Origin of the sequence: Rhodopseudomonas sp. BR0G17 (assembly GCF_010907025.1) — a bacterium.
Classification (GTDB): domain Bacteria; phylum Pseudomonadota; class Alphaproteobacteria; order Rhizobiales; family Xanthobacteraceae; genus Rhodopseudomonas; species Rhodopseudomonas palustris_H.
This window is the reverse complement of the sequence record NZ_QUML01000002.1, coordinates 45,498-65,968: the sequence shown is the minus strand read 5'-3', so window position 1 is coordinate 65,968 and position 20,471 is coordinate 45,498. Positions and strand designations below refer to the sequence as shown.

The window sequence follows — 20,471 nt, the reverse complement described above, 5'->3', positions numbered from 1 at the left end:
GCGCACACTTCACACCTGATCCCGATCGAGAGAACCGCATGACGATCTACAAGGCCCCGGTTGAAGAAGTCGGCTTCCTGCTCAACGACGTTTTTCAGTTCGACCGCTACAACAACCTGCCCGGGTTCGCCGATGCTGCGGCCGACGTGCGCGACGCGATCATCAACGAGGCGGCGCGGCTGAGCGAGGAAGTGCTGCATCCGCTCAATGCGGTCGGCGATCACGAAGGCTGCACCCGTCACGACGACGGCAGCGTCACCACGCCGAAGGGCTTCAAGGACGCTTACAAGCAGATCGCCGAAGGCGGCTGGATGGGCCTGTCGTCGCCGGCCGAATATGGCGGCCAAGGGTTGCCGATCACGCTGACCCAGACGGTGCAGGAATTCCTGAACTCCGCCAACATGGCGTTTGCGATGTACCCGGGCCTGACGATGGGTGCCGCGGCGGCGCTGACGGTGCACGGCTCGCCGGAGCAGAAGCAGACCTATCTGCCCAAGATGGTGTCCGGCGAGTGGACCGGTACGATGAACCTCACCGAGCCGCAGTGCGGCACCGATCTCGGCCTGCTGCGGACCAAGGCGGTGAAGCAGGCGGACGGCAGCTACAAGATCACCGGTACCAAGATCTTCATCTCGGCCGGTGAGCACGATATGGCCGACAACATCATCCATCTGGTGCTGGCGCGGATCGAAGGCGCACCGGCCGGAATCAAGGGCATCTCGCTGTTCGTGGTGCCAAAATTCCTGGTCAACCCCGACGGTACCGTCGGCGCCCGCAACGGCGTGATCTGCGGCTCGATCGAACACAAGATGGGCATTCACGGCAATGCCACCTGTACCATGAACTACGACGGCGCCACCGGCTGGCTGGTCGGCGAAGAGAACAAGGGCATGCAGGGCATGTTCGTGATGATGAACGAGGCTCGCCTCGGCGTCGCGGTGCAGGGCCTGGCGCAGTCGGAAGTCGCCTATCAGAACGCCGTCGAATACGCCCGCGAGCGGCTGCAGGGCCGGGCGCTGTCGGGGCCGAAGGCGACCGATAAGCCGGCCGATCCGATCATCGTGCATCCCGACATCCGCCGCGCGCTGCTGACGATGCGCGCGTTCAACGAGGCGGCGCGGGCGCTGGTGCTGTGGACCGCGCTGAAGAGCGACGTCGCGCATCGCTCCAGCGATGCCAAGGAGCGCCAGGTAGCCGACGATCATCTCGGCCTGATGACGCCGGTGCTGAAGGGCGTTCTGACCGACGGCGGCTTCGCCAATGCGGTCGCGGCCCAGCAGGTTTATGGCGGCCACGGCTACATTGCCGCCAACGGCGTCGAGCAGTTCGTCCGCGATGCCCGCATTGCGATGATCTACGAAGGCGCCAACGGCATTCAGGCACTCGATCTGGTCGGTCGCAAGCTGCCGCGTGACGGCGGCCGCGCCGTGATGGCGTTCTTCGCCGAGGTCGGCGCCTTCGCCAAGGAGCATGGCGGCGACGAGGCGATGAAGCCGTTCGTGGCACCGCTGTCGACCTCGCTCGGCCATCTGCAGAAGGCCACCACCTGGTTGATGATGAATGCGATGGCGCAGCCCGATAACGCCGGCGCCGCCGCCACCGACTACATGCACCTCTTCGGCCTGGTGGCGATGGGCTACATGTGGGCCAAGATGGCCAAGGTGGCGCAAGACAAGATCGCGGCTGAGGGTGCAAAGCCCTTCCTGACCCGCAAGCTGGTCACCGGCCGGTTCTTCGCCGAGCGGATGCTGCCCGAAACCGCGCTGCGGCTGACCCGGATCGAATCCGGCTGCGCCACGCTGATGGAACTGCCGGCGGAAGCGTTCTGACGCTTTCGTCAAACCAACGTCGTCATTGCGAGCGAAGCGAAGTAGTCCGAGCCGCGCACGAAGTCTGGATTGCTTCGTCGCTACGCTCCTCGCAATGACGCCTCGACACGCGATTGTTCAATTCGTCCGGCTCCTGTGAGCCCGGACCGAAACGGGAGAAAACGGATGCCCGAAGCCTATATTTACGATCACGTTCGCACTCCGCGCGGCCGCGGCAAAGCCGACGGCTCGCTGCACGAGGTGACCGCGCTGGCGCTCGCCACCGTGCCGCTGAAGGCGCTGAAGGAGCGTAACAACCTCAAGAAGGACGTGGTCGACGACGTCGTGATGGGTGTGGTCGATCCGGTCGGCGAAGCCGGTTCGGACATCGCGCGGTTCGCGGCGATGAAGGCGGGCCTCGGCGAAGCGGTGCCCGGCGTGCAGATCAGCCGGTTCTGTGCCTCGGGTCTGGACGCGGTGAACTTCGCTGCGGCGCAGATCATGAGCGGCCAGCACGAACTGGTGATCGGCGGCGGCGCGGAATCGATGAGCCGCATCGGTCTCGGCGCCTCGGGCGGCGCCTGGCCGATGGATCCGTCGATGGCGATCCCGTCTTACTTCATGCCGCAGGGCATCTCGGCCGACCTGATCGCCACCAAATACGGCTTCTCGCGCGACGACGTCGACGCCTATGCGGTGCGCAGCCAGCAGCTCGCCGCGAAGGCCTGGGACGAAGGCCGGTTCGACAAGTCGGTGGTGCCGGTGAAGGACATCAACGGCCTGACCATCCTGGCCAAGGACGAGCACATGCGTCCGTCGACGACGATGCAGTCGCTGGCGCAGTTGCAGCCGTCGTTCGCGCCGATCGCCGCAATGGGCGGGTTCGACGCGGTGGCGATCCAGTCGCACCCGGAAGTCGAGAAGGTCAACTACGTGCACCATGCCGGCAACTCGTCGGGCATCGTCGACGGCGCCGGCGCGGTGCTGCTCGGTAGCAAGGAAGCCGGTGAGAAGCACGGTCTGAAGCCGCGCGCCAAGATCCGCGCCTTCGCCAATATCGGCTCGGAGCCGGCGATGATGCTGACCGGTCCGGTCGACGTCACCAACAAGCTGTTCGAGCGCTCCGGCATGAAGAAGAGCGACATTGATCTGTTCGAACTCAACGAGGCGTTCGCCTCGGTGGTGCTGCGCTACATGCAGGCGTTCGAGATCGACAACGACAAGATCAACGTCAATGGCGGCGCGATCGCGCTCGGCCATCCGCTCGGCGCTACCGGCGCGATGATCCTCGGCACCGTGCTCGACGAGCTCGAGCGCACCGGCAAGGCGACTGCGCTGGTGACGCTGTGCATCGGCGGCGGCATGGGCACCGCAACGATCATCGAGCGGGTGTGAGTATTCGATAGCGCCGCGGGCCGCGCAACGCGCGTCGGCCTGCTCCCTCCCCCTTGCGGGGGAGGGGAGAAGAACATCAACCGCCGCGCCGCAACGGCTGCTGGCATCGAAGGAGCTAATCAGATGGCCTTCAAGATTTTCAAAGTCGAGACCGACGCCGACGGCATCGCGCTGGTGACCTGGGACCTGCCCGGCAAGTCGATGAACGTGCTCGACGCCACCACGATCGAGGAACTCGGCGCGATCGCCGAACAGACCAGTAAGGACGCCGCGGTCAAGGGCGTGGTGATCACTTCGGCCAAGGAGGCGTTCTGCGCCGGTGCCGACCTGTCGATGCTGGAAGGCATGAACCAGCAGTTCGCCCAGATCCGCAAAGAGAAGGGCGAAGAAGCCGCCCAGAAGATGCTGTTCGACGAGAGCCGCAAGCTGTCGCAGATCCTGCGTGGCATCGAGACCGGCGGCAAGCCGTGGGTCGCGGCGATCAACGGCCTGGCGCTCGGCGGCGGCTTCGAAGTGACGCTGGCCTGCCACTACCGCGTCGCGGCCGACAATCCGAAGACCCGCCTCGGCCTGCCCGAGATCAAGGTCGGCCTGTTCCCGGGCGGCGGCGGTACCCAGCGGATTCCGCGCATCGTCAATCCGCAGGAGGCGATGACCATCCTGCTCAAGGGCGATCAGATCAAGCTCGACAAGGCCAAGGCGCTGAAGCTGGTCGACGCCGTGGTGCCGGCGGCCGATCTGATCAAGACCGCCAAGGACTGGATCAAGAACGGCGGCAAGGCGGTGGCGCCGTGGGACGAGAAGGGCTTCAAGCTGCCCGGCGGCCAGGTGTTCTCCAAGCAGGGCATGATGATGTTCCCGGCCGGCAACGCCATCTATCGCCGCGAGACCTACGACAACTATCCGGCCGCCCGCGCCATCATGAGCTGCGTCTATGAGGGCCTGTTGGTGCCGATGGACGTCGCGCTCCGGATCGAGTCGCGTTACTTCGCGCATGTGCTGCAGACCAAGGAAGCGGCTGCGATGATCCGCAGCCTGTTCCTGTCGATGCAGGAACTCAACAAGGGCGCGCGCCGTCCGCAGGGCGTGCCGCCGACCAAGGTCAAGAAGCTCGCCATTATCGGCGCCGGCTTCATGGGCGCCAGCGTCGGCTACGTCTCGGCCAAGGCCGGCATCGAGGTGGTGCTGATCGACCGCGACCAGGAGAGCGCCGACAAGGGCAAGGCGCACTGCCAGTCGGTCATTGATGGGCTGATCAAGAAAGGCCGCGCCAAGGAGGCCGACCGCGACGCGCTGATGTCGCGGATCACCGCGACCGCCGACTTCAATGCGATCTCGGATGCCGACCTCGTCATCGAAGCGGTGTTCGAGGATCGCAAGGTCAAAGCCGAGACCTACGCCAAGGCGCAGCCACTGCTGAAGGAAGGCGCGATCTTCGCCTCCAACACCTCGACCCTGCCGATCAACTCGCTGGCCGAAGAGTTCAAGGACCAGTCGAAGTTCATCGGCATCCACTTCTTCTCGCCGGTCGAGAAGATGATGCTGGTCGAAGTCATCCTCGGCAACAACACCAGCGACGCTACGCTGGCGGCCGCGCTCGACTACACCCGCCAGATCGGCAAGACCCCGATCGTGGTGAACGACAGCCGCGGCTTCTTCGCCAACCGCTGCGTGCTGCGCTTCACCGCCGAAGGCCTCGAGATGCTGATGGAAGGCGTCCCGGCGCCGATGATCGAGACCGCCGCCAAGATGGCCGGCATGCCGGTCGGCCCGCTGTCGCTGGCCGACGAAGTCGCGCTCGACCTGATCCTCAAGATCATGAAGGCGACCGAAGCCGATCTCGGCGAACAGGCGGTCGATCAGCAGCAGAAGAAGCTGATGGTCGAGCTGGTCGAGAAGCAGGGCCGGTTCGGCCGCAAGAACGGCAAGGGCTTCTACGTCTATCCGGAGAAGGGCAAGGGTCAGAAGAGCCTGTGGGACGGCATCGCCGCGCTGCAGCCGAAGCACCTCGATCCCGACACGATCGACGTCGAAGAGCTGAAGCAGCGCTTCCTCGCCGTGCAGGCGGTGGAAGCGGCCCGCACCGTCGAGGACAACGTTATCGTCGATCCGCGCGAGGCCGATGTCGGCTCGATCCTCGGCTTCGGCTTCGCGCCGTTCACCGGCGGCACGCTCAGCTACATCGACTTCATGGGCACCAAGGAGTTCGTGGCGCTGTGCCACAAGCTCGAGGGCAAATACGGCTCGCGCTTCACCCCGCCGAAGCTGCTCGAAGACATGGCCAAGACCGGCGACACCTTCTACCACCGCTTCGCTCCGAAGAAGCTGGCGGCGGCGTAGTCAGTTGCTGACTCTTTGAGACGACGGGGCAGCCGGCTCCGAGCACAGCCGGCTCCCTCTCCCGCAAGCGGGAGAGGGAGCGCACTGCCGCTGGGGCGAGGCCTCGTCTTACTTCCAGTACAAATAACAAGGGCCGGATCATCGTGATCCGGCCCTCTTTGTTTTCGTCGTAGTCCCCCGTCATTGCGAGGAGCGAAGCGACGAAGCAATCCAGCTTCGTGCTCGGCGCTGGATTGCTTCGCTGCGCTCGCAATGACGGTGCGCTTACGCCTTCTGCAGCAGACCTTCGCTTTGCAGCGCTTCCTGCACCTTCGGGCGGGCGGCGACGCGGGCCTTGAAGGCGGCGAGGTTGGGGTAGGGGGCGAGGTCGATCTTCATCCGGTCGCACCAGCTCAGGATCACGAACAGGTAGCCGTCGGCGACCGTGAACGACGAGCCCATCAGATAGTCTTTGCCGGCGAGCTGCTTGTCGACATAGCCGAGGTGGCGGGCGATGCGGTCCTTGAAGAAATTCTTGGCGTCTTCGCCGAGCGTGGGGGCGAACAGCGGGCCGAAGCTCTTGTGCAGGTCGGTCGAGATGTAGTTCAGCCATTCCTGCAGCCGGTAGCGTTCCGGGGATCCGTTGGCCGGCGCCAGCTTGCCGGAGCCTTCCTTGTCGGCGATGAACTGCACGATCGCCGGGCCCTCGGTCAGCACCGAGCCGTCGTCGAGGCCGAGCGCCGGCACCGAGCCCTTCGGATTGATCGCGGCGTAGTCGTCGCCGTTCTCCAGCTTCTTCGCCCGGATGTCGACCTTGACCAGGTCGAACGGCAGGCCGGCTTCGCTGAGCGCGATATGCGGCGACAGCGAACATGCACCGGGCGAATAATACAGCTTCATGGCAGGGGCTCCTCGGCGGGATTGGATTCAGGCGCGCGGGCGATTAAATGCCAGTGCATGGGCAAGTCAAGATTGATGCAGCTGCATACACTAGGTTACAGTCGCCACGGATGGACGAACCGATGAAACGCAAACCGTCGACCGAGGCCACTGCGGCCTGGGTCCGCCTGATGCGGGTCCGGAGCCGGGTGTTGGACGCTGTCGAGCAGGAATTGAAGAAGGCGGGCTTCCCGCCGCTGGCCTGGTACGACGCGCTGCTCGAATTGTCGCGCGCGCCGGGCGGCGAGATGCGCCCGGTCGAACTCGAAAAGCAGATGCTGATCCCGCAATACTCCACCTCGCGCCTGGTCGACCGGCTGGTCGATGAGGGGCTGGTGGTGCGCCGTGAGTGCCGCAGCGACAAGCGCGGCCAGTTCGTCGAAATCACCGAGGCTGGACGCGAATTGCAGAAGAAGATGTGGGCCGCCTATTCGGCGGCAATCGAAAAGCACGTCGGCTCGAAACTGTCCGATGCCGACGCCGTCCGGCTGTGCGGGCTGCTCGACCGGCTCGGCTGTTCGTGCGACGGCTCCGCCGCTGCGCTCGATGCGCGAGACACCGCAGTCTCGCGATGATAAACAGCTCTCGCTTCGTGTTCGCGGTTGCTTCCGGCCGCGGCTTCCACCACCTCGCGTCGCCCGATCCCGCGCGCTTTTTCCGGACTTCCCATGGCGCGTGACCAGCTCGATATGACCCCGCTGAATTCGCGTGACGAACTCGTCGCGTGGATCGAAGCGGGCGTGAAATCGCCGGCCGAATTCCGCATCGGCACCGAACACGAAAAGACCCCGTTCACGCTCGACGGCCATCATCCGGTGCCCTACGAGGGCGCCCGCGGCATCGGCGCCCTGCTTGAAGGGATGCAGATCCTGCTCGGCTGGGAGCCGATCATGGAAGGCCCGCACATCATCGGGCTGCACGACGTCACCGGCGGCGGCGCGATCTCGCTGGAGCCGGGCGGCCAGTTCGAATTGTCGGGCGCGCCGGTCGAGACGGTGCACCAGACTCACGCCGAGCTGATGGCGCATCTGGCGCAGGTGCGTGAAGTGGCGACGCCGCTCGGGATCGGCTTTCTCGGCCTCGGCATGACGCCGTCGTGGTCGCGCAGCGAAATCCCGGTGATGCCGAAGGGCCGCTACAAGATCATGACCAACTACATGCCGAAGGTCGGCCGTTACGGCCTCGACATGATGTATCGGACCTGCACGGTGCAGACCAATCTCGACTTCTCGTCGGAAGCCGACATGGTCAAGAAGCTGCGGGTCTCGGTCGCGCTGCAGCCGGTCGCGACCGCGCTGTTCGCCAACTCGCCGTTCACCGAAGGCAAGCCGAACGGCTTCCTGTCGTTCCGCTCCGAGATCTGGCGCGACACCGACAATGATCGCTCCGGCATGCTGCCGTGGGCGTTCGAGGACGGCATGGGATTCGAGCGTTGGGTCGACTACGCGCTCGACGTGCCGATGTACTTCGTCAAGCGCGGCGACAGCTATATCGACGTGGCCGGTTCGTCGTTCCGCGACTTCTTCGACGGCAAGAACGATAAGCTGCCCGGCGAGCGGCCGACGCTGTCGGACTGGGCCAATCATCTGTCGACGATCTTCCCCGAGGTGCGGCTGAAGCGGTACCTGGAAATGCGCGGCGCCGACGGCCAGCCGTGGGGCCGCCTGACGGCGCTGCCGGCGTTCTGGGTCGGTCTGCTGTACGACGACACCAGCCTCGATGCGGCCTGGGAGCTGGTCAAAGGCTGGAGCGCCGAGGAGCGCCAGGCGCTGCGGGACGAGGTGCCGCGGCTCGGCTTCAAGGCCAAGATCGGCAACCGCTTCCTGTTCGAGATCGCCAAGGATTGCCTGGTGCTGGCGCATGCCGGGCTGCGTCGCCGCGGCCGCGTCGATCCAACCGGCCTCGACGAATCGCGGCATCTGGCGCCGCTCGACCGTATTCTCGACAACGGGCATACCCCGGCCGAGGAGATGCTGGAGAAGTATCACGGTGCGTGGCGCGGCTCGGTGGAGCCGGCTTACGACGAATACGCGTTCTGAGCGCTGGCGGACCAAGACCGCGCTGGCCCGCGCCGTTCATCCGCCATACAGGTTGCCGGCCGTCAGATGGGCCGTGGGGCTGCGCTCCGGATTGGCCTGAGTTCCATCGGCCAAAGTTCCGGGCCTAACGCGAAAGCAAGTGTGAATGCGAAGCGGCCTGCTCAGGGCGTGTTTGCTCGTGCTCGCCGTGGCTGCGGCGGCGCTGTCGCCGCATGCGTCCCGTGCCCAAGCCAATATTGATCGCATCGGCGGCGATTACCTGCGCACGCCTGTGACCAGCGGCGACCCGGCCGAATGCGCGCTGATGTGCGAGCGCGACAAGCGCTGCCGGTCGTGGACCTTCAGCTATCCGCGCTCGCCCGAAGACGGTGCGATGTGCTGGCTGAAGAGTACGGTTCCGCCGCGCACGCCGAACTCGTGCTGCGTGTCCGGCGTCCGCGGTGCCGGCGTGCTGGAGCCGCGCAACGATTCCAACGAGGTTTCAATCGACCGCTTCGGCGGCGACTACCGCAATTTCGAACTGAAATCGGGTGAGGGCGACGAGGCCTGCAAGGCGGCCTGCGTCGACGAGCATAAGTGCAGGGCCTGGACCTATGCGCGTCCCGGCTATGTCGGCCGCAACGCCCGCTGTTTCCTGAAAAGCCAGATCAAGCCGCCGCGGCGCAAGGCCGGGTTCATCTCCGGCGTGGTGCGCTGAGGCGCAAAACGATTGCGGCTCAATGCACCGCGGTGAAGAACCGCGCGACGCGGAAGCCGGAGAACCAGTCGGTGAGCGGCTGGCGGCGGACGCCGGGATTCCACGAGCCTACGATGGCATCGACCCGGCCGACCAGGTCGTCGATCGGCAGCATGCCGACGCCGCCTTCGCTGACCGGCACGCGGCTGTCGGCGGAGTTGTCGCGATTGTCGCCCATCACGAACAGGTGGCCGGGCGGCACGGTGACTTCCGCCGTGTTGTCGAGCCGGCCGTTGTCGTACAGTTTGAAGATCGGGTGGGCGACGCCGCCGGGCAGCGTCTCGATGTAGCGCGCGGCGGTCTCATACGAGCCGTTGTCGTCCTCGGCGCGGCCGACGCCGTCCGGCGTGACCTTGGCGGCGACGCCGTTGATGAACACCCGGCCGTTGTCGAGCTGCACGCGGTCGCCGGGCAGGCCGACGACGCGCTTGACCCAGACCTGCGAGCGATCGCCGGACCAGCGAAACACCACCACGTCGCCGCGGTGGGGTGTGGAGCCGAACACCCGGCCGCTTTCCGGGACGGAGACATGGATCGGCAGCGAGGCAGCCGAATAACCGTACGGATATTTCGAGGCGAGCAGGGCGTCGCCGATCAGCAGCGTCGGCTCCATCGAGCCGGACGGCACGTAGAACGGCTCGGCGACCGCGCCCTTGCCGACCAGCACGATCGCCACCACGGCGGCGAGCTGCGTCAGCTGCGAGCCCCAGCGCCGCGCGGTGCTCGCGGCCGTCTCCGTCTTCGTCGTCATCCGCCGGTGCCTCCGACCGTGATCTTGTCCATGCGCAGCGTCGGCTGGCCGACACCCACCGGCACGCCCTGGCCGTTCTTGCCGCAGGTGCCGATGCCGTCGTCGAGCTGCATGTCACTTCCGATCATGGAAATGCGGTGCAAATCGGTCGGACCATTGCCGATCAACATCGCGCCCTTCAGCGGCGCGCCGATCTTGCCGTTCTCGATCCGGTAGGCCTCGGTGCACTGGAACACGTATTTGCCTGACGTGATGTCGACCTGGCCGCCACCGAAGTTCACCGCGTAAATGCCGTTTTTCACCGAGGCGAGGATTTCGGCCGGGTCGCGCTGGCCGGCCAGCATGTAGGTGTTGGTCATTCGCGGCATCGGGACGTGGGCATAGGACTGCCGGCGGCCGTTGCCGGTCGGCTTCATACCCATCAGCCGGGCGTTCTGGCGGTCCTGCATGTAGCCGGTGAGGATGCCGTCTTCGATCAGAACGGTGCGGCTGGTCGGGGTGCCTTCGTCGTCGATCGACAGCGAGCCGCGCCGCGCCGAGATGGTGCCGTCGTCGACCACGGTGACGCCCTTGGCGGCGACCTGCTGGCCGAGCAGGCCGGCGAAGGCGGAGGTCTTCTTGCGGTTGAAATCGCCTTCGAGGCCGTGGCCGACCGCCTCGTGCAGCATCACGCCGGGCCAGCCGGGGCCGAGCACCACGTCCATCTCGCCGGCGGGGGCGGGGACCGATTCAAGATTGACCAGCGCTTCGCGCAGCGCGCCATCGGCGGCGTCGCGCCACGCCTTGGTCTCGATGAACCGCGCATAAGGCTCGCGGCCGCCATAACCCTTGCTGCCGCTCTCCTGACGGTCACCCTGGCCGGCGACCACCGAGACGTTGACGCGCACGAGCGGACGGATGTCGCGATAGCTCTCGCCGTCGGGACGCAGGATCTCGACCACCTGCCAGGTGGCGCCGACCGACACCGACACCTGCCGCACCCGCGGATCCTTGTCGCGGATATAGGCGTCGATCTCGCCGAGCAGCTTGACCTTGGCCTCGAAGCCCGGCGCGTCGAGCGGGTTGTCGTCACCATACAGCTGCACATTGGTGTGCGGCGGCGCCACCGACAGGCTGCCGCTATAGTCGCCGCGCACCGCAGCGACCGCATCCGCGGCGCGGATCAGCGCCGGCAGCGACACGTCGGAGGAATGCGCATAGCCGACCGCGTCGTCCTTAACGGCGCGTAAACCGAAGCCCTGTGCGGTATCGTAGGTCGCCTGCTTCAGCCGGCCATTGTCGAAGGCGAGCGCCTCGGTCTGGCTGTATTCGAGAAACAATTCGCCATCGTCCGCCCCCTGCAGCCCCCGCGCAACCTCGCGCCTCACCTCGTCGCGATCGAGATTGGCGCGGTCGATGAGCGAGGTCTGGGCTGGGTTGGTCATGAGGTCCTGTTCCCGAAGTTGTTTGGATCACAAGATAGGCGGTCTGATCTGGTTCTGCGAGGGGTTGGCGGATTAGGGCGCCCCGCGTTTGCAGGCCCCGGTTCAACATGCCGTCATTGCGAGCGCAGCGAAGCCATCCAGCTGTCTGCACCAAGCTGGGGTCTCAGGCAGACGCATTCGCGCCCAGATGCCTCGCTTGACAATATATCGCGCGCGATATAAATGGCGGTCTATGAAATCGCCCTCACCATCGTCACGCGCGCCGCGTCCGGCGGACAAGCTGAAGCTCGAGACCCAGCTTTGCTTTGCGCTGTATTCGACGCTGCTCGGGGTCAACAAAGTGTATCGGTCGCTGCTGCGCGAGCTCGATCTGACCTATCCGCAATATCTCGTGATGCTGGTGTTGTGGGAGAAGGATCAGGTCAACGTCTCGGAGATCTGCGATCAGCTGTTTCTCGAAACCACCACGCTGACGCCGCTGCTGAAGCGGCTGGAAGCGCGGGGGCTGATCCGGCGGCGGCGGTCGGCCGAGGACGAGCGCCAAGTGATCGTGTCGCTGACCGACGAGGGGCGGGGGCTGCGGGCGCGGGTCAAGCACGTGCCCGACTGCCTCGCCGCAGCGATGGGCTATTCCGGCACTGAGATCGCCGATCTACGCGACCGGCTGACCGGCCTTCGCACCAATCTGTTTCGTAGCGCCTGATCGGGGATGACGTTGAGCGCGTTCAGCCGCATTTGCTTCTTTGATATATCGCTCGCGATATAGTGTCGCGCGATATTAATCCGCCGCCTCTCTCCCACCTGAAAGGACACCACCATGTCAGTCGAGAAAGTTCTCTACCGCGCCACTGCCACCGCCACCGGAGGCCGCGACGGACGCGGCGTTAGCAGCGACGGCCATCTCGATGTCGCCCTGACGACGCCGAAGGAACTCGGCGGCGCCGGTGGCGCCGGCACCAATCCGGAGCAGCTGTTCGCCGTCGGCTACTCGGCCTGCTTTCTGGGGGCGATGAAGTTCGTCGCCGGTCGTGACAAGCTACCGATCCCGAAGGATGTCAGCGTGACCGGATCGGTCGGCATTGGTCCGATCCCGACCGGGTTCGGCATCGAGGTGGAGTTGAAGATCAGCCTGCCCGGCATGGATCGCGAGCAGGCCCAGACGCTGGTCGACCGCGCCCACATCGTCTGTCCGTATTCCAACGCCACCCGCGGCAACATCGACGTCACGCTGACGCTGGTCTGACGCTGGCCTTGTCCAGGCCGTCCCGACAAAAGAAAGGGGCAGTCGCGGTGACCGCGGCTGCCCCTTTGCTATGAGAGAATAAGATGACGCCGTCCTACGGCAGCTTGTCGTAGCCCTCGCCGAGGCCGTTGAGGCTGAGGGGAAAGCCGATGCCTTCTTCCGGCGTTTCGAAGATGATGAAGGTCGCGGTCTTGGCGTTGCGCAGCTGGCCGAGCAGCTTGTCGTCCATCACCACTTCGGCGACGCAGCCGTTCGGCAGGCAGCGCACGAAGCCGGCGCGGCCGATGTCGGCGTTGTCGAGCTTGAGGCCGAGACCCGACGGCAGCAGCACGCCGAGCGGCGCCACCACGCGCATCAGCTTGCTCTTCTGATCGGCGGTCTTGAGAATGATGACGGTGAGGCCGGCGTTGGAGCGGTCCTCCGCCACCACGCTCTGAATCAGCGCACACTGCTCGGCCTTGGCGCCGGGCGGGGTGTCGCAGCGGATCTGCCAGTCACCATGCACCGACCGCACCGCGCCCTGGGCCTCGGCGGTGTTGCTGCCGGCCAGCGCCGCCAGCGCGATCAACCCGACCGCCAGCATGGCCCCGGACGCAGCGCGGCGGCTCGAGACAAGGATTGGCGAAAGTCTGGCGAAGCCCATCAGAGATGTTTCCGAGGTGGTGACGGTTGAACGGGATGGTCGGCGGCGGGTTCCGACTGACCGGCAATGACGGCGCCATGAAGGCAGCGCGCGCGCCAGCGAATCAGGCTTCCGTGACATCCGGGTGCTTTGCCTACAGCGAGGGGCACATCTGTCAAGCCGGCCTCACAAGACTGACACGCTGTGTCAGCGGCACCGGACAAAATTCTTAACCGATGAGCAGGCCTGGGTTGTTTGCACGCGCGAACCCTCACTCCTGCATTGCGACGTCCCGAGAATTGTGATTTGAAAAGTAGAATAAGAAGCGTTCGCACTTAGGCTACGCTTTTGTGCCGAGCGCAATAAAACTGCACGGCCGGTCACGCCGATACGGCGGGCTCGCTGTGACAAGTCATAGGGAGCGCGGCGGCATGAAGGTGTCGAAGGGGCGTTTGGGGCGGTGGTCGCTGGGACTCGCGATCGCCTGCTGTGCGGCAGCGGTCGGCGGGACCGCATTGGCCGAGATGGGGCAGCCGGCCCCGTGGGAAGTTACCCTGCAACAACCCGCCTCACCGGTGATGCAGAACATCGTCTGGTTTCACGGCTTCATGCTGTGGCTGATCACTCTGATCACGCTGTTCGTTCTGGCGCTGCTGGTGATCGTGGTGGTGAAGTTCAACGCCAAGGCCAACCCGGTCCCGTCGAAGACGACTCACAACACGCTGATCGAAGTCGCCTGGACGATCGTGCCGGTGCTGATTCTGGTCGCGGTCGCGGTGCCGTCGTTCCGCCTCTTGTTTCTCGAACTCGACATTCCGAAGCCGGACCTAACCGTGAAGGCCACCGGCAATCAGTGGAACTGGACCTACACCTATCCCGACGACAAGATCGAGTTCACCTCGATCATGCTGACCGATGAAGAGCGAGCCAAGATGAATCCGGTCCCGCCGCGTCTGCTCGGCGTCGACAACGAGATGGTGGTGCCGGTCGACAAGGTGGTGCGGATTCAGACCACCGCAGCCGACGTGATCCACTCCTGGGCGATCCCGTCGTTTGGCGTGAAGATCGACGCCGTCCCCGGCCGTCTCAACGAAGCTTGGTTCAAGGCCACTAAGGAAGGCCGTTTCTACGGCCAATGCTCGGAACTGTGCGGCCGCGACCACGCCTTCATGCCGATCGTCGTCCGTGTGGTGAACGAACAGGAGTACGAAGCCTGGAAGAAAAAGCAGCAGGTCGCCTCGCGCATGCGTGACGATTCCTACGCCTCGGCCGCTTCCGCCACGCGCTAAGCGGCGGGATCGCAAGACGTCGAACGGAGACCGCAAGGTCTGAGGTTTTCAAGTCAGGATCTGAAGATGGCAATGGAAGCTGCAAGGGTCGCTCATTCCGAACACGCGCACGACGATCACGCGCATGCGCATCCCACCGGATGGCGACGCTATCTGTACTCGACCAACCACAAAGACATCGGGACGATGTATCTGGTGTTCGCCGTGATCGCAGGCATCATCGGCGCGGCGATGTCGATCGCGATCCGGGTCGAGCTGATGTTCCCCGGCATTCAGATCTTCCACAACACCCACACCTACAACGTGTTCGTCACGTCGCACGGCCTGATCATGATCTTCTTCATGGTGATGCCGGCTATGATCGGCGGCTTCGGCAACTGGTTCGTGCCGCTGATGATCGGCGCGCCGGACATGGCGTTCCCGCGGATGAACAACATCTCGTTCTGGCTGCTGCCCGCCGCGTTCGCGCTGCTGATCATCTCCACCTTCGTCGAGGGCGAGCCGTCGTCGAACGGTGTCGGTGCCGGTTGGACGATGTATGCGCCGCTATCGACCATCGGACATCCGGGGCCCGCCGTCGACTTCGCGATCCTGGCTCTGCATCTGGCCGGTGCATCGTCGATCCTCGGTGCGATCAACTTCATCACCACCATCTTCAACATGCGCGCGCCGGGCATGACTCTGCACAAGATGCCGCTGTTCGTGTGGTCGGTGCTGATCACCGCGTTCCTGCTGCTGCTGTCGCTGCCGGTGCTCGCCGGCGCCATCACCATGCTGCTGACCGACCGCAACTTCGGCACCACCTTCTTCTCGGCCGAAGGCGGCGGCGATCCGCTGCTGTTCCAGCATTTGTTCTGGTTCTTCGGCCACCCCGAAGTCTACATCCTGATCCTGCCGGGCTTCGGCATGATCAGCCAGATCGTCTCGACCTTCTCCAAAAAGCCGGTGTTCGGCTATCTCGGCATGGCCTACGCGATGGTGGCGATCGGTGTGATCGGCTTCGTGGTGTGGGCGCACCACATGTACACCGTCGGCATGTCGAGCACGACGCAGGCCTATTTCGTCGCCGCCACCATGGTGATCGCGGTGCCGACCGGCGTGAAGGTGTTCTCCTGGATCGCCACGATGTGGGGCGGGTCGATCGAGTTCAAGACGCCGATGCTGTGGGCGGTGGGCTTCATCTTCCTGTTCACCGTCGGCGGCGTGACCGGCGTGGTGCTGGCCAATGCCGGCGTCGACCGGGTGCTGCAGGACACCTACTACGTCGTCGCGCACTTCCACTACGTGCTGTCGCTCGGCGCCGTCTTCGCCATCTTCGCGGGGTGGTACTACTGGTTCCCGAAGATGACCGGCTACATGTACAACGAGACCATCGGCAAACTGCACTTCTGGCTCACCTTCATCGGCGTCAACATGGTGTTCTTCCCGCAGCACTTCCTCGGTCTGTCGGGAATGCCGCGGCGCTACGTCGATTATCCGGACGCTTTCGCCGGCTGGAATCTGGTGTCCTCGATCGGCTCCTACATCTCCGGCTTTGCCGTGCTGGTCTTCCTGTACGGAATGGCGCTCGCCTTCATCCGTAAGGAGCGTGCGGCCGACAATCCGTGGGGCGCCGGCGCCACCACGCTGGAGTGGACGCTGTCGTCGCCGCCGCCCTTCCATCAGTTCGAGGTGCTGCCGCAGGTGCGCTGAGGCCGGTGTTGGAACCTGCATCCGCCGCCGTCGTTGCGGCAGCGGATGCAGCTCGAAAGAAGAGGTGAGCCCGTGTCGGTCATCGACGTCAATCCGATCCCGCTTGCGCCCCGGATCTCCGAAGCCGGCGTCGCCGATTACATCGCCCTGCTGAAGCCGCGGGTGATGTCGCTGGTGGTGTTCACCGCCCTGGTCGGGCTGCTGATGGCGCCGGGTAGCTTCCATCCGGTGTTGGCGATCACCGCGATCATCTGCATCGCGGTCGGCGGCGGCGCCGCCGGCGCGTTGAACATGTGGTACGAGGACGACATCGACGCCAAGATGACGCGTACCGCCAACCGCCCGATCCCGCGCGGTCGGGTGACGCGGTCGGAGGCGCTGACCTTCGGCATGACGCTGGCGTTCTTCTCGGTGGTGACGCTGGGCATCCTGGTCAATTGGATCGCCGCCGCGCTGCTCGCCTTCACGATCTTCTTCTACGTCGTGATCTACACGATGTGGCTGAAGCGCTGGACCGCGCAGAACATCGTGATCGGCGGCGCCGCCGGTGCGCTGCCTCCGGTGGTGGCGTGGGCCTCGGTGACCGGATCGCTGGCGGTCGAGCCGATCCTGCTGTTCCTGATCATCTTCTTCTGGACGCCGCCGCACTTCTGGGCGCTGGCGCTGTTTCGGAACGACGACTACGCCCGCGCCGGCGTGCCGATGCTGCCGGTCGTGGCCGGCCCCGATCATACGCGGTTGCAGATCCTGCTCTACACCGTCGCGCTGGTCGCGGTGGCGGCGGCGCCGTGGCCGCTCGGATACTTCGATGCAATCTACGGCGTGGCTTCGCTGGCGCTCGGCGGCTGGATGCTGGTGCTGGCGGTGCGGGTGTATCGCCATCGCTCCGGCAGTGCCGCGCTGCGCGCGACCCGCAATCTGTTCAAGTTCTCGATCCTGTATCTGTTCGCGCTGTTTGCGATCCTCCTGGTCGAGGTCGTCGCCGCGGCCGTGCTGCGGTTGATCGGCTGATGGAGGGCGCGATGGAGCCAGCTCATAAGACGCCGCCCGGTATCCTCCTCACCGATGCGCAGAAGAAGCGCCAGCGTGAACGCTCGATTGCGATCGCAGTGGCGCTCGGCGTGCTGGTGGTGCTGTTCTTCGCCGTGACGCTGGTCAAGGGACCGGCGGTGCTGCACCGGCCGATGTGAGAAAGGTGCCGCCGATGTCGCCACCGCTTCCGCAAGCTCCGCAGCAGCCGGCGCCGCGCCGCGGCCTCGGGCGCGATACGGCGGTAGCAGCGGCATGCGGTCTGGTGGTCGCCCTTATGGTCGGGGCGTCGTTCGCGGCGGTACCGTTCTATAACTGGTTCTGCCGTACGACCGGCTTCAACGGCACCACGCAGGTGGCGCGTGCCGCGCCGAGTTCGGCGCCGCTCGACCGCACCGTCACGGTCAGCTTCGATTCCAACGTCAACGGGCTGCCGTGGAAGTTCGAGCCTGAGCAGCGCGACATCGAGGTGCCGATCGGCAAGGTGGTGACGGTGTATTACCGCATCACCAATCTGTCGCGATCCGACACGGTCGGGCAGGCGGCCTATAACGTCACGCCGCTGACGGTCGGTTCCTACTTCACCAAGATCAACTGCTTCTGCTTCACCGAGCAGACGCTGGCGGCCGGCGAGAGCCGCGACATGCCGGTGGTGTTCTACATCGATCCGGCATTCGCCGCCGATTCGGAGAACGACACCGTCAAGACCATCACCTTGTCCTACACCTACTACCCGGTGCGCGATCCGGCGCCGAAGCCGGTGGCTTCGAGCGAACCGGCACCGCGCAAGGGCAATCTCTGACAGGAAACGCAGCAACAAAAACGACCGGGACACGCATCACCATCCCGGAGGGATCGAAACGGAGAGCGACAATGGCCACGGCGCACGTCAAGCACCACGACTATCATCTCGTCGATCCGAGCCCCTGGCCGTTCGTCGGGTCGGTGTCGGCGTTCATCATGGCGTTCGGCGCGGTGTCCTGGATGCACCATTTGTATCAGGGCGCCCCGATCGTGTTCGGCGTCGGCGTGATCGGCGTGCTCTACACCATGGCGAGCTGGTGGAGCGACGTGATCCGCGAGGCGCAGTATCAGCACGATCACACCCGCGTGGTGCAGCTCAGCCACCGCTACGGCATGATCCTGTTCATCGCCTCCGAGGTGATGTTCTTCGTCGCCTGGTTCTGGGCCTACTTCAACGCGGCGCTGTTTCCGGCCGATCCGGTCCACGCCACCCGCGAGGCCCTGTTCGGTGGGGTGTGGCCGCCGAAGGGCATCGAGACCTTCGATCCCTGGCACCTGCCGCTGCTCAATACGCTGATCCTGCTCACCTCAGGCACAACGGTGACCTGGGCGCACCACGCGTTGCTGCACAACGACCGCAAGGGCCTGAAGCAGGGACTGATCTGCACCATCCTGCTCGGCGCGACATTCTCCTGTGTGCAGGCCTACGAATACAGCCACGCCACCTTCTCGTTCGCGGGCAATGTCTACGGCGCCACCTTCTTCATGGCGACCGGCTTCCACGGCTTCCACGTGCTGGTCGGCACCATCTTCCTGCTGGTGTGCCTGATCCGCGCCTATGCCGGTCACTTTACGCCGAAGCAGCATCTCGGCTTCGAATTTGCCGCTTGGTACTGGCATTTCGTCGACGTGGTCTGGCTGTTCCTGTTCGTCTGCATCTACGTCTGGGGCCACGGCGCCTCGGCGATGGCGCACGGCGGCTAAGGCGGCCCGATATCAGAGGAGGGCGGGGGCCCGAGCGGCGGCCCTCCCTGCTTTCAAGGCTGAACGATCATGCGCCATCACCAAGCGGTCATTGCGAGGAGCGAAGCGACGAAGCACTCCGGGAGCCGGATGCACCGGCCCCTGGATTGCTTCGCCTTCGGCTCGCAATGACGGAGCAGGTTGGCCACGCTCCCTCCGTCCTGCAGAGCGCGCTCCGCGGCCTTGCGTGCCGGTGCCCGCGTTGCGGGGAGGGGCGGCTGTATGCGGGCTTTCTGACACTGGCGCCGCGCTGTGAGGTCTGCGGTCTCGACTTCGGCTTCACCGATGTCGGTGACGGCGCGGCGGTTTTCACCATCCTGATCGGCGGCGCCATCGTGGTGCTGTGCGCGTTGATCGTCGAGGTGAAGTATCAGCCGCCGTTCTGGCTGCACGCAGCGCTCTGGTTGCCACTGGTGGTGATCACGACACTGGTGCCGCTGCGCTCGATCAAGGCGCTGTTGATCGCCCTGCAGTTCCACCACAAGGCGCAGGAGGGCCGCCTCGCCGGTCGCGAGCCGCAATGACGGCGGAAGCCGCGCGCCGGCGCAGCATCGCCGGGATGTGCCTGATCGCGCTGACGATGGTGGCGGTGCTGCTGTCGCTGGGGATCTGGCAGTTGCAGCGGCGCGACGAGAAGCATCGGCTGATCGCGGCGTTGAGTGAACGGCTGGCCACCGAGCCGGTGGCGCTGCCCACAGCGCGCGACTGGCCGGCGCTCGATCCGCCGAACGATGAATTTCGCCGCGTCCGCTTCACCGCGACCTATCTGAAACTGCCGGATGTGATGGTGTATTCGTCCGGCTCGGCGGTTCGCGACGACGTCGCAGGTCCCGGCACCTGGGCGTTCCTGCCGGCGCGGCTGGCGGACGGCCGCATCGTGGTGATCAACGCCGGCTTTGTGCCCAACACCATGCAGGAGCGCGGCGCCGAGGATCGCGCGGTGCAGCCGCTGCTGAGCGGGGAGACGGCGACGCTGACCGGCTATTTGCGATTTCCCGAGCAGCCCGGCCTGTTCGCGCCGGCCCCAAATCTCGACAAGCGGCTGTGGTTCACCCGCGACGTTCCAGCGATGGCCATCGCGCTCGGTTGGGATAAGACGGCCGAGATAGCACCGTTTTACATCGACTTGGAGATGCCGATGCCGACCGGCGGTGTGCCTAAGCCGGGGCCGCTCGGCGTGCATCTGCGCGACAACCACCTGCAATACGCCATCACCTGGTTCGGGCTTGCCGCTGCGGTGCTGGTGGCGTTCGCGTTCTGGCTGCGCGGCCAGGGACGGCAGGTGGCAGTGCCGCCGGCGAAGGCATCACGTCGCATCGCCTGAGCACCCTCGGTGGGCGCATCCGCCACAGGGAGCGATTTCCCCTGCGCCTCAAACTCCTTTATGGTGAGGCCGATTTCACCCGCGCGTGAGACTG

At 65.2% G+C, this 20,471-nt stretch carries 20 protein-coding genes; 16 read left to right on the top strand and 4 right to left on the bottom strand.

Annotated elements, in window-relative coordinates; genetic code table 11:
- The first annotated feature begins 38 nt into the window (after positions 1–38).
- The 3 genes from DY467_RS02460 to DY467_RS02450 all read left to right on the top strand — a co-directional run bounded on the left by DY467_RS02460 (position 39) and on the right by DY467_RS02450 (position 5,543).
- On the top strand, positions 39–1,829 hold the full coding sequence (locus DY467_RS02460) for an acyl-CoA dehydrogenase C-terminal domain-containing protein (protein ID WP_107342991.1): 1,791 nt from the start codon (positions 39–41) through the stop codon (positions 1,827–1,829).
- 165 nt (positions 1,830–1,994) lie between these two features.
- The gene (locus DY467_RS02455; protein WP_107342992.1) at positions 1,995–3,203 is read left to right on the top strand and encodes an acetyl-CoA C-acetyltransferase; all 1,209 of its coding nucleotides are present in this window, start codon (positions 1,995–1,997) and stop codon (positions 3,201–3,203) included.
- A gap of 123 nt (positions 3,204–3,326) precedes the next feature.
- Positions 3,327–5,543: a 3-hydroxyacyl-CoA dehydrogenase NAD-binding domain-containing protein gene (locus tag DY467_RS02450; protein WP_164633893.1), complete on the top strand. Its 2,217-nt coding sequence runs from the start codon at positions 3,327–3,329 to the stop codon at positions 5,541–5,543.
- Between the two features lie 264 nt (positions 5,544–5,807).
- On the opposite strand, the gene gstA is transcribed toward DY467_RS02450, so the two are convergent.
- The gene (gene gstA, locus DY467_RS02445; protein ID WP_107342994.1) at positions 5,808–6,422 is read right to left on the bottom strand and encodes a glutathione transferase GstA; all 615 of its coding nucleotides are present in this window, start codon (positions 6,420–6,422) and stop codon (positions 5,808–5,810) included.
- Between the two features lie 122 nt (positions 6,423–6,544).
- Between gstA and DY467_RS02440 the strand changes: the two genes are divergently transcribed.
- From DY467_RS02440 to DY467_RS02430, 3 genes are all read left to right on the top strand, one after another.
- Positions 6,545–7,036 carry a MarR family winged helix-turn-helix transcriptional regulator gene (locus DY467_RS02440; RefSeq protein ID WP_107357390.1) on the top strand — a complete coding sequence of 164 codons (492 nt, stop codon included), beginning with the start codon at positions 6,545–6,547 and terminating at the stop codon, positions 7,034–7,036.
- Positions 7,037–7,129: 93 nt separating this feature from the next.
- Positions 7,130–8,500 carry a glutamate--cysteine ligase gene (locus DY467_RS02435; RefSeq protein WP_164573823.1) on the top strand — a complete coding sequence of 457 codons (1,371 nt, stop codon included), beginning with the start codon at positions 7,130–7,132 and terminating at the stop codon, positions 8,498–8,500.
- 145 nt (positions 8,501–8,645) lie between these two features.
- Positions 8,646–9,197, top strand: coding sequence for a PAN domain-containing protein (locus tag DY467_RS02430; protein WP_107342996.1), 552 nt, complete (start codon positions 8,646–8,648; stop codon positions 9,195–9,197).
- 19 nt (positions 9,198–9,216) lie between these two features.
- On the opposite strand, the gene lepB is transcribed toward DY467_RS02430, so the two are convergent.
- Both lepB and tldD read right to left on the bottom strand, forming a co-directional pair.
- The gene (lepB, locus tag DY467_RS02425; protein ID WP_107342997.1) at positions 9,217–9,987 is read right to left on the bottom strand and encodes a signal peptidase I; all 771 of its coding nucleotides are present in this window, start codon (positions 9,985–9,987) and stop codon (positions 9,217–9,219) included.
- Positions 9,984–11,411 carry a metalloprotease TldD gene (tldD, locus tag DY467_RS02420; protein WP_164633892.1) on the bottom strand — a complete coding sequence of 476 codons (1,428 nt, stop codon included), beginning with the start codon at positions 11,409–11,411 and terminating at the stop codon, positions 9,984–9,986. Before tldD ends, lepB begins: the two co-directional genes overlap by 4 nt.
- Positions 11,412–11,643: 232 nt before the next feature.
- Here tldD and DY467_RS02415 point away from each other — a divergent pair, with 232 nt between their 5' ends.
- Positions 11,644–12,114, top strand: a complete 471-nt coding sequence (locus DY467_RS02415; RefSeq protein WP_164633891.1) for a MarR family winged helix-turn-helix transcriptional regulator — start codon at positions 11,644–11,646, stop codon at positions 12,112–12,114.
- 114 nt (positions 12,115–12,228) lie between these two features.
- The gene (locus DY467_RS02410) at positions 12,229–12,654 is read left to right on the top strand and encodes an organic hydroperoxide resistance protein (protein ID WP_107343000.1); all 426 of its coding nucleotides are present in this window, start codon (positions 12,229–12,231) and stop codon (positions 12,652–12,654) included.
- A 94-nt stretch (positions 12,655–12,748) separates the two neighbouring features.
- Here the strand turns inward: DY467_RS02410 and DY467_RS02405 are convergent, their stop codons facing one another.
- Positions 12,749–13,297: an invasion associated locus B family protein gene (locus tag DY467_RS02405; protein ID WP_164633890.1), complete on the bottom strand. Its 549-nt coding sequence runs from the start codon at positions 13,295–13,297 to the stop codon at positions 12,749–12,751.
- 410 nt (positions 13,298–13,707) lie between these two features.
- Here DY467_RS02405 and coxB point away from each other — a divergent pair, with 410 nt between their 5' ends.
- From coxB to DY467_RS02365, 8 genes are all read left to right on the top strand, one after another.
- Positions 13,708–14,565 (top strand): cytochrome c oxidase subunit II, encoded by an 858-nt coding sequence (gene coxB, locus DY467_RS02400; protein WP_164633889.1) that lies wholly within the window; start codon positions 13,708–13,710, stop codon positions 14,563–14,565.
- 66 nt (positions 14,566–14,631) lie between these two features.
- Positions 14,632–16,257, top strand: a complete 1,626-nt coding sequence (ctaD, locus tag DY467_RS02395; protein WP_107354285.1) for a cytochrome c oxidase subunit I — start codon at positions 14,632–14,634, stop codon at positions 16,255–16,257.
- 72 nt (positions 16,258–16,329) lie between these two features.
- Positions 16,330–17,268 carry a heme o synthase gene (locus DY467_RS02390; RefSeq protein WP_107343004.1) on the top strand — a complete coding sequence of 313 codons (939 nt, stop codon included), beginning with the start codon at positions 16,330–16,332 and terminating at the stop codon, positions 17,266–17,268.
- 11 nt (positions 17,269–17,279) lie between these two features.
- On the top strand, positions 17,280–17,447 hold the full coding sequence (locus DY467_RS02385) for a cytochrome c oxidase system small membrane protein (RefSeq protein WP_164633888.1): 168 nt from the start codon (positions 17,280–17,282) through the stop codon (positions 17,445–17,447).
- Between the two features lie 14 nt (positions 17,448–17,461).
- A complete protein-coding gene (locus DY467_RS02380; protein WP_107343005.1) occupies positions 17,462–18,088 on the top strand; it encodes a cytochrome c oxidase assembly protein in 627 nt (208 codons plus the stop codon).
- Positions 18,089–18,159: 71 nt separating this feature from the next.
- A complete protein-coding gene (locus DY467_RS02375; protein WP_164572429.1) occupies positions 18,160–19,014 on the top strand; it encodes a cytochrome c oxidase subunit 3 in 855 nt (284 codons plus the stop codon).
- A 167-nt stretch (positions 19,015–19,181) separates the two neighbouring features.
- Positions 19,182–19,577: a DUF983 domain-containing protein gene (locus DY467_RS02370; RefSeq protein WP_164633887.1), complete on the top strand. Its 396-nt coding sequence runs from the start codon at positions 19,182–19,184 to the stop codon at positions 19,575–19,577.
- Positions 19,574–20,377, top strand: coding sequence for an SURF1 family protein (locus DY467_RS02365; protein WP_164633886.1), 804 nt, complete (start codon positions 19,574–19,576; stop codon positions 20,375–20,377). Before DY467_RS02370 ends, DY467_RS02365 begins: the two co-directional genes overlap by 4 nt.
- Positions 20,378–20,471 lie beyond the last annotated feature (94 nt).

What these genes read in the sequence shown, in the direction of transcription:
- DY467_RS02460 (WP_107342991.1), top strand. Translation starts at nt 39, where the DNA reads ATGACGATCTACAAGGCCCCGGTTGAAGAAGTCGGCTTCCTGCTCAAC.
- DY467_RS02455 (WP_107342992.1), top strand. Translation starts at nt 1,995, where the DNA reads ATGCCCGAAGCCTATATTTACGATCACGTTCGCACTCCGCGCGGCCGC.
- DY467_RS02450 (WP_164633893.1), top strand. Translation starts at nt 3,327, where the DNA reads ATGGCCTTCAAGATTTTCAAAGTCGAGACCGACGCCGACGGCATCGCG.
- gstA (WP_107342994.1), bottom strand. Translation starts at nt 6,422, where the DNA reads ATGAAGCTGTATTATTCGCCCGGTGCATGTTCGCTGTCGCCGCATATC.
- DY467_RS02440 (WP_107357390.1), top strand. Translation starts at nt 6,545, where the DNA reads ATGAAACGCAAACCGTCGACCGAGGCCACTGCGGCCTGGGTCCGCCTG.
- DY467_RS02435 (WP_164573823.1), top strand. Translation starts at nt 7,130, where the DNA reads ATGGCGCGTGACCAGCTCGATATGACCCCGCTGAATTCGCGTGACGAA.
- DY467_RS02430 (WP_107342996.1), top strand. Translation starts at nt 8,646, where the DNA reads ATGCGAAGCGGCCTGCTCAGGGCGTGTTTGCTCGTGCTCGCCGTGGCT.
- lepB (WP_107342997.1), bottom strand. Translation starts at nt 9,987, where the DNA reads ATGACGACGAAGACGGAGACGGCCGCGAGCACCGCGCGGCGCTGGGGC.
- tldD (WP_164633892.1), bottom strand. Translation starts at nt 11,411, where the DNA reads ATGACCAACCCAGCCCAGACCTCGCTCATCGACCGCGCCAATCTCGAT.
- DY467_RS02415 (WP_164633891.1), top strand. Translation starts at nt 11,644, where the DNA reads ATGAAATCGCCCTCACCATCGTCACGCGCGCCGCGTCCGGCGGACAAG.
- DY467_RS02410 (WP_107343000.1), top strand. Translation starts at nt 12,229, where the DNA reads ATGTCAGTCGAGAAAGTTCTCTACCGCGCCACTGCCACCGCCACCGGA.
- DY467_RS02405 (WP_164633890.1), bottom strand. Translation starts at nt 13,297, where the DNA reads ATGGGCTTCGCCAGACTTTCGCCAATCCTTGTCTCGAGCCGCCGCGCT.
- coxB (WP_164633889.1), top strand. Translation starts at nt 13,708, where the DNA reads ATGAAGGTGTCGAAGGGGCGTTTGGGGCGGTGGTCGCTGGGACTCGCG.
- ctaD (WP_107354285.1), top strand. Translation starts at nt 14,632, where the DNA reads ATGGCAATGGAAGCTGCAAGGGTCGCTCATTCCGAACACGCGCACGAC.
- DY467_RS02385 (WP_164633888.1), top strand. Translation starts at nt 17,280, where the DNA reads ATGGAGCCAGCTCATAAGACGCCGCCCGGTATCCTCCTCACCGATGCG.
- DY467_RS02380 (WP_107343005.1), top strand. Translation starts at nt 17,462, where the DNA reads ATGTCGCCACCGCTTCCGCAAGCTCCGCAGCAGCCGGCGCCGCGCCGC.
- DY467_RS02375 (WP_164572429.1), top strand. Translation starts at nt 18,160, where the DNA reads ATGGCCACGGCGCACGTCAAGCACCACGACTATCATCTCGTCGATCCG.
- DY467_RS02370 (WP_164633887.1), top strand. Translation starts at nt 19,182, where the DNA reads ATGACGGAGCAGGTTGGCCACGCTCCCTCCGTCCTGCAGAGCGCGCTC.
- DY467_RS02365 (WP_164633886.1), top strand. Translation starts at nt 19,574, where the DNA reads ATGACGGCGGAAGCCGCGCGCCGGCGCAGCATCGCCGGGATGTGCCTG.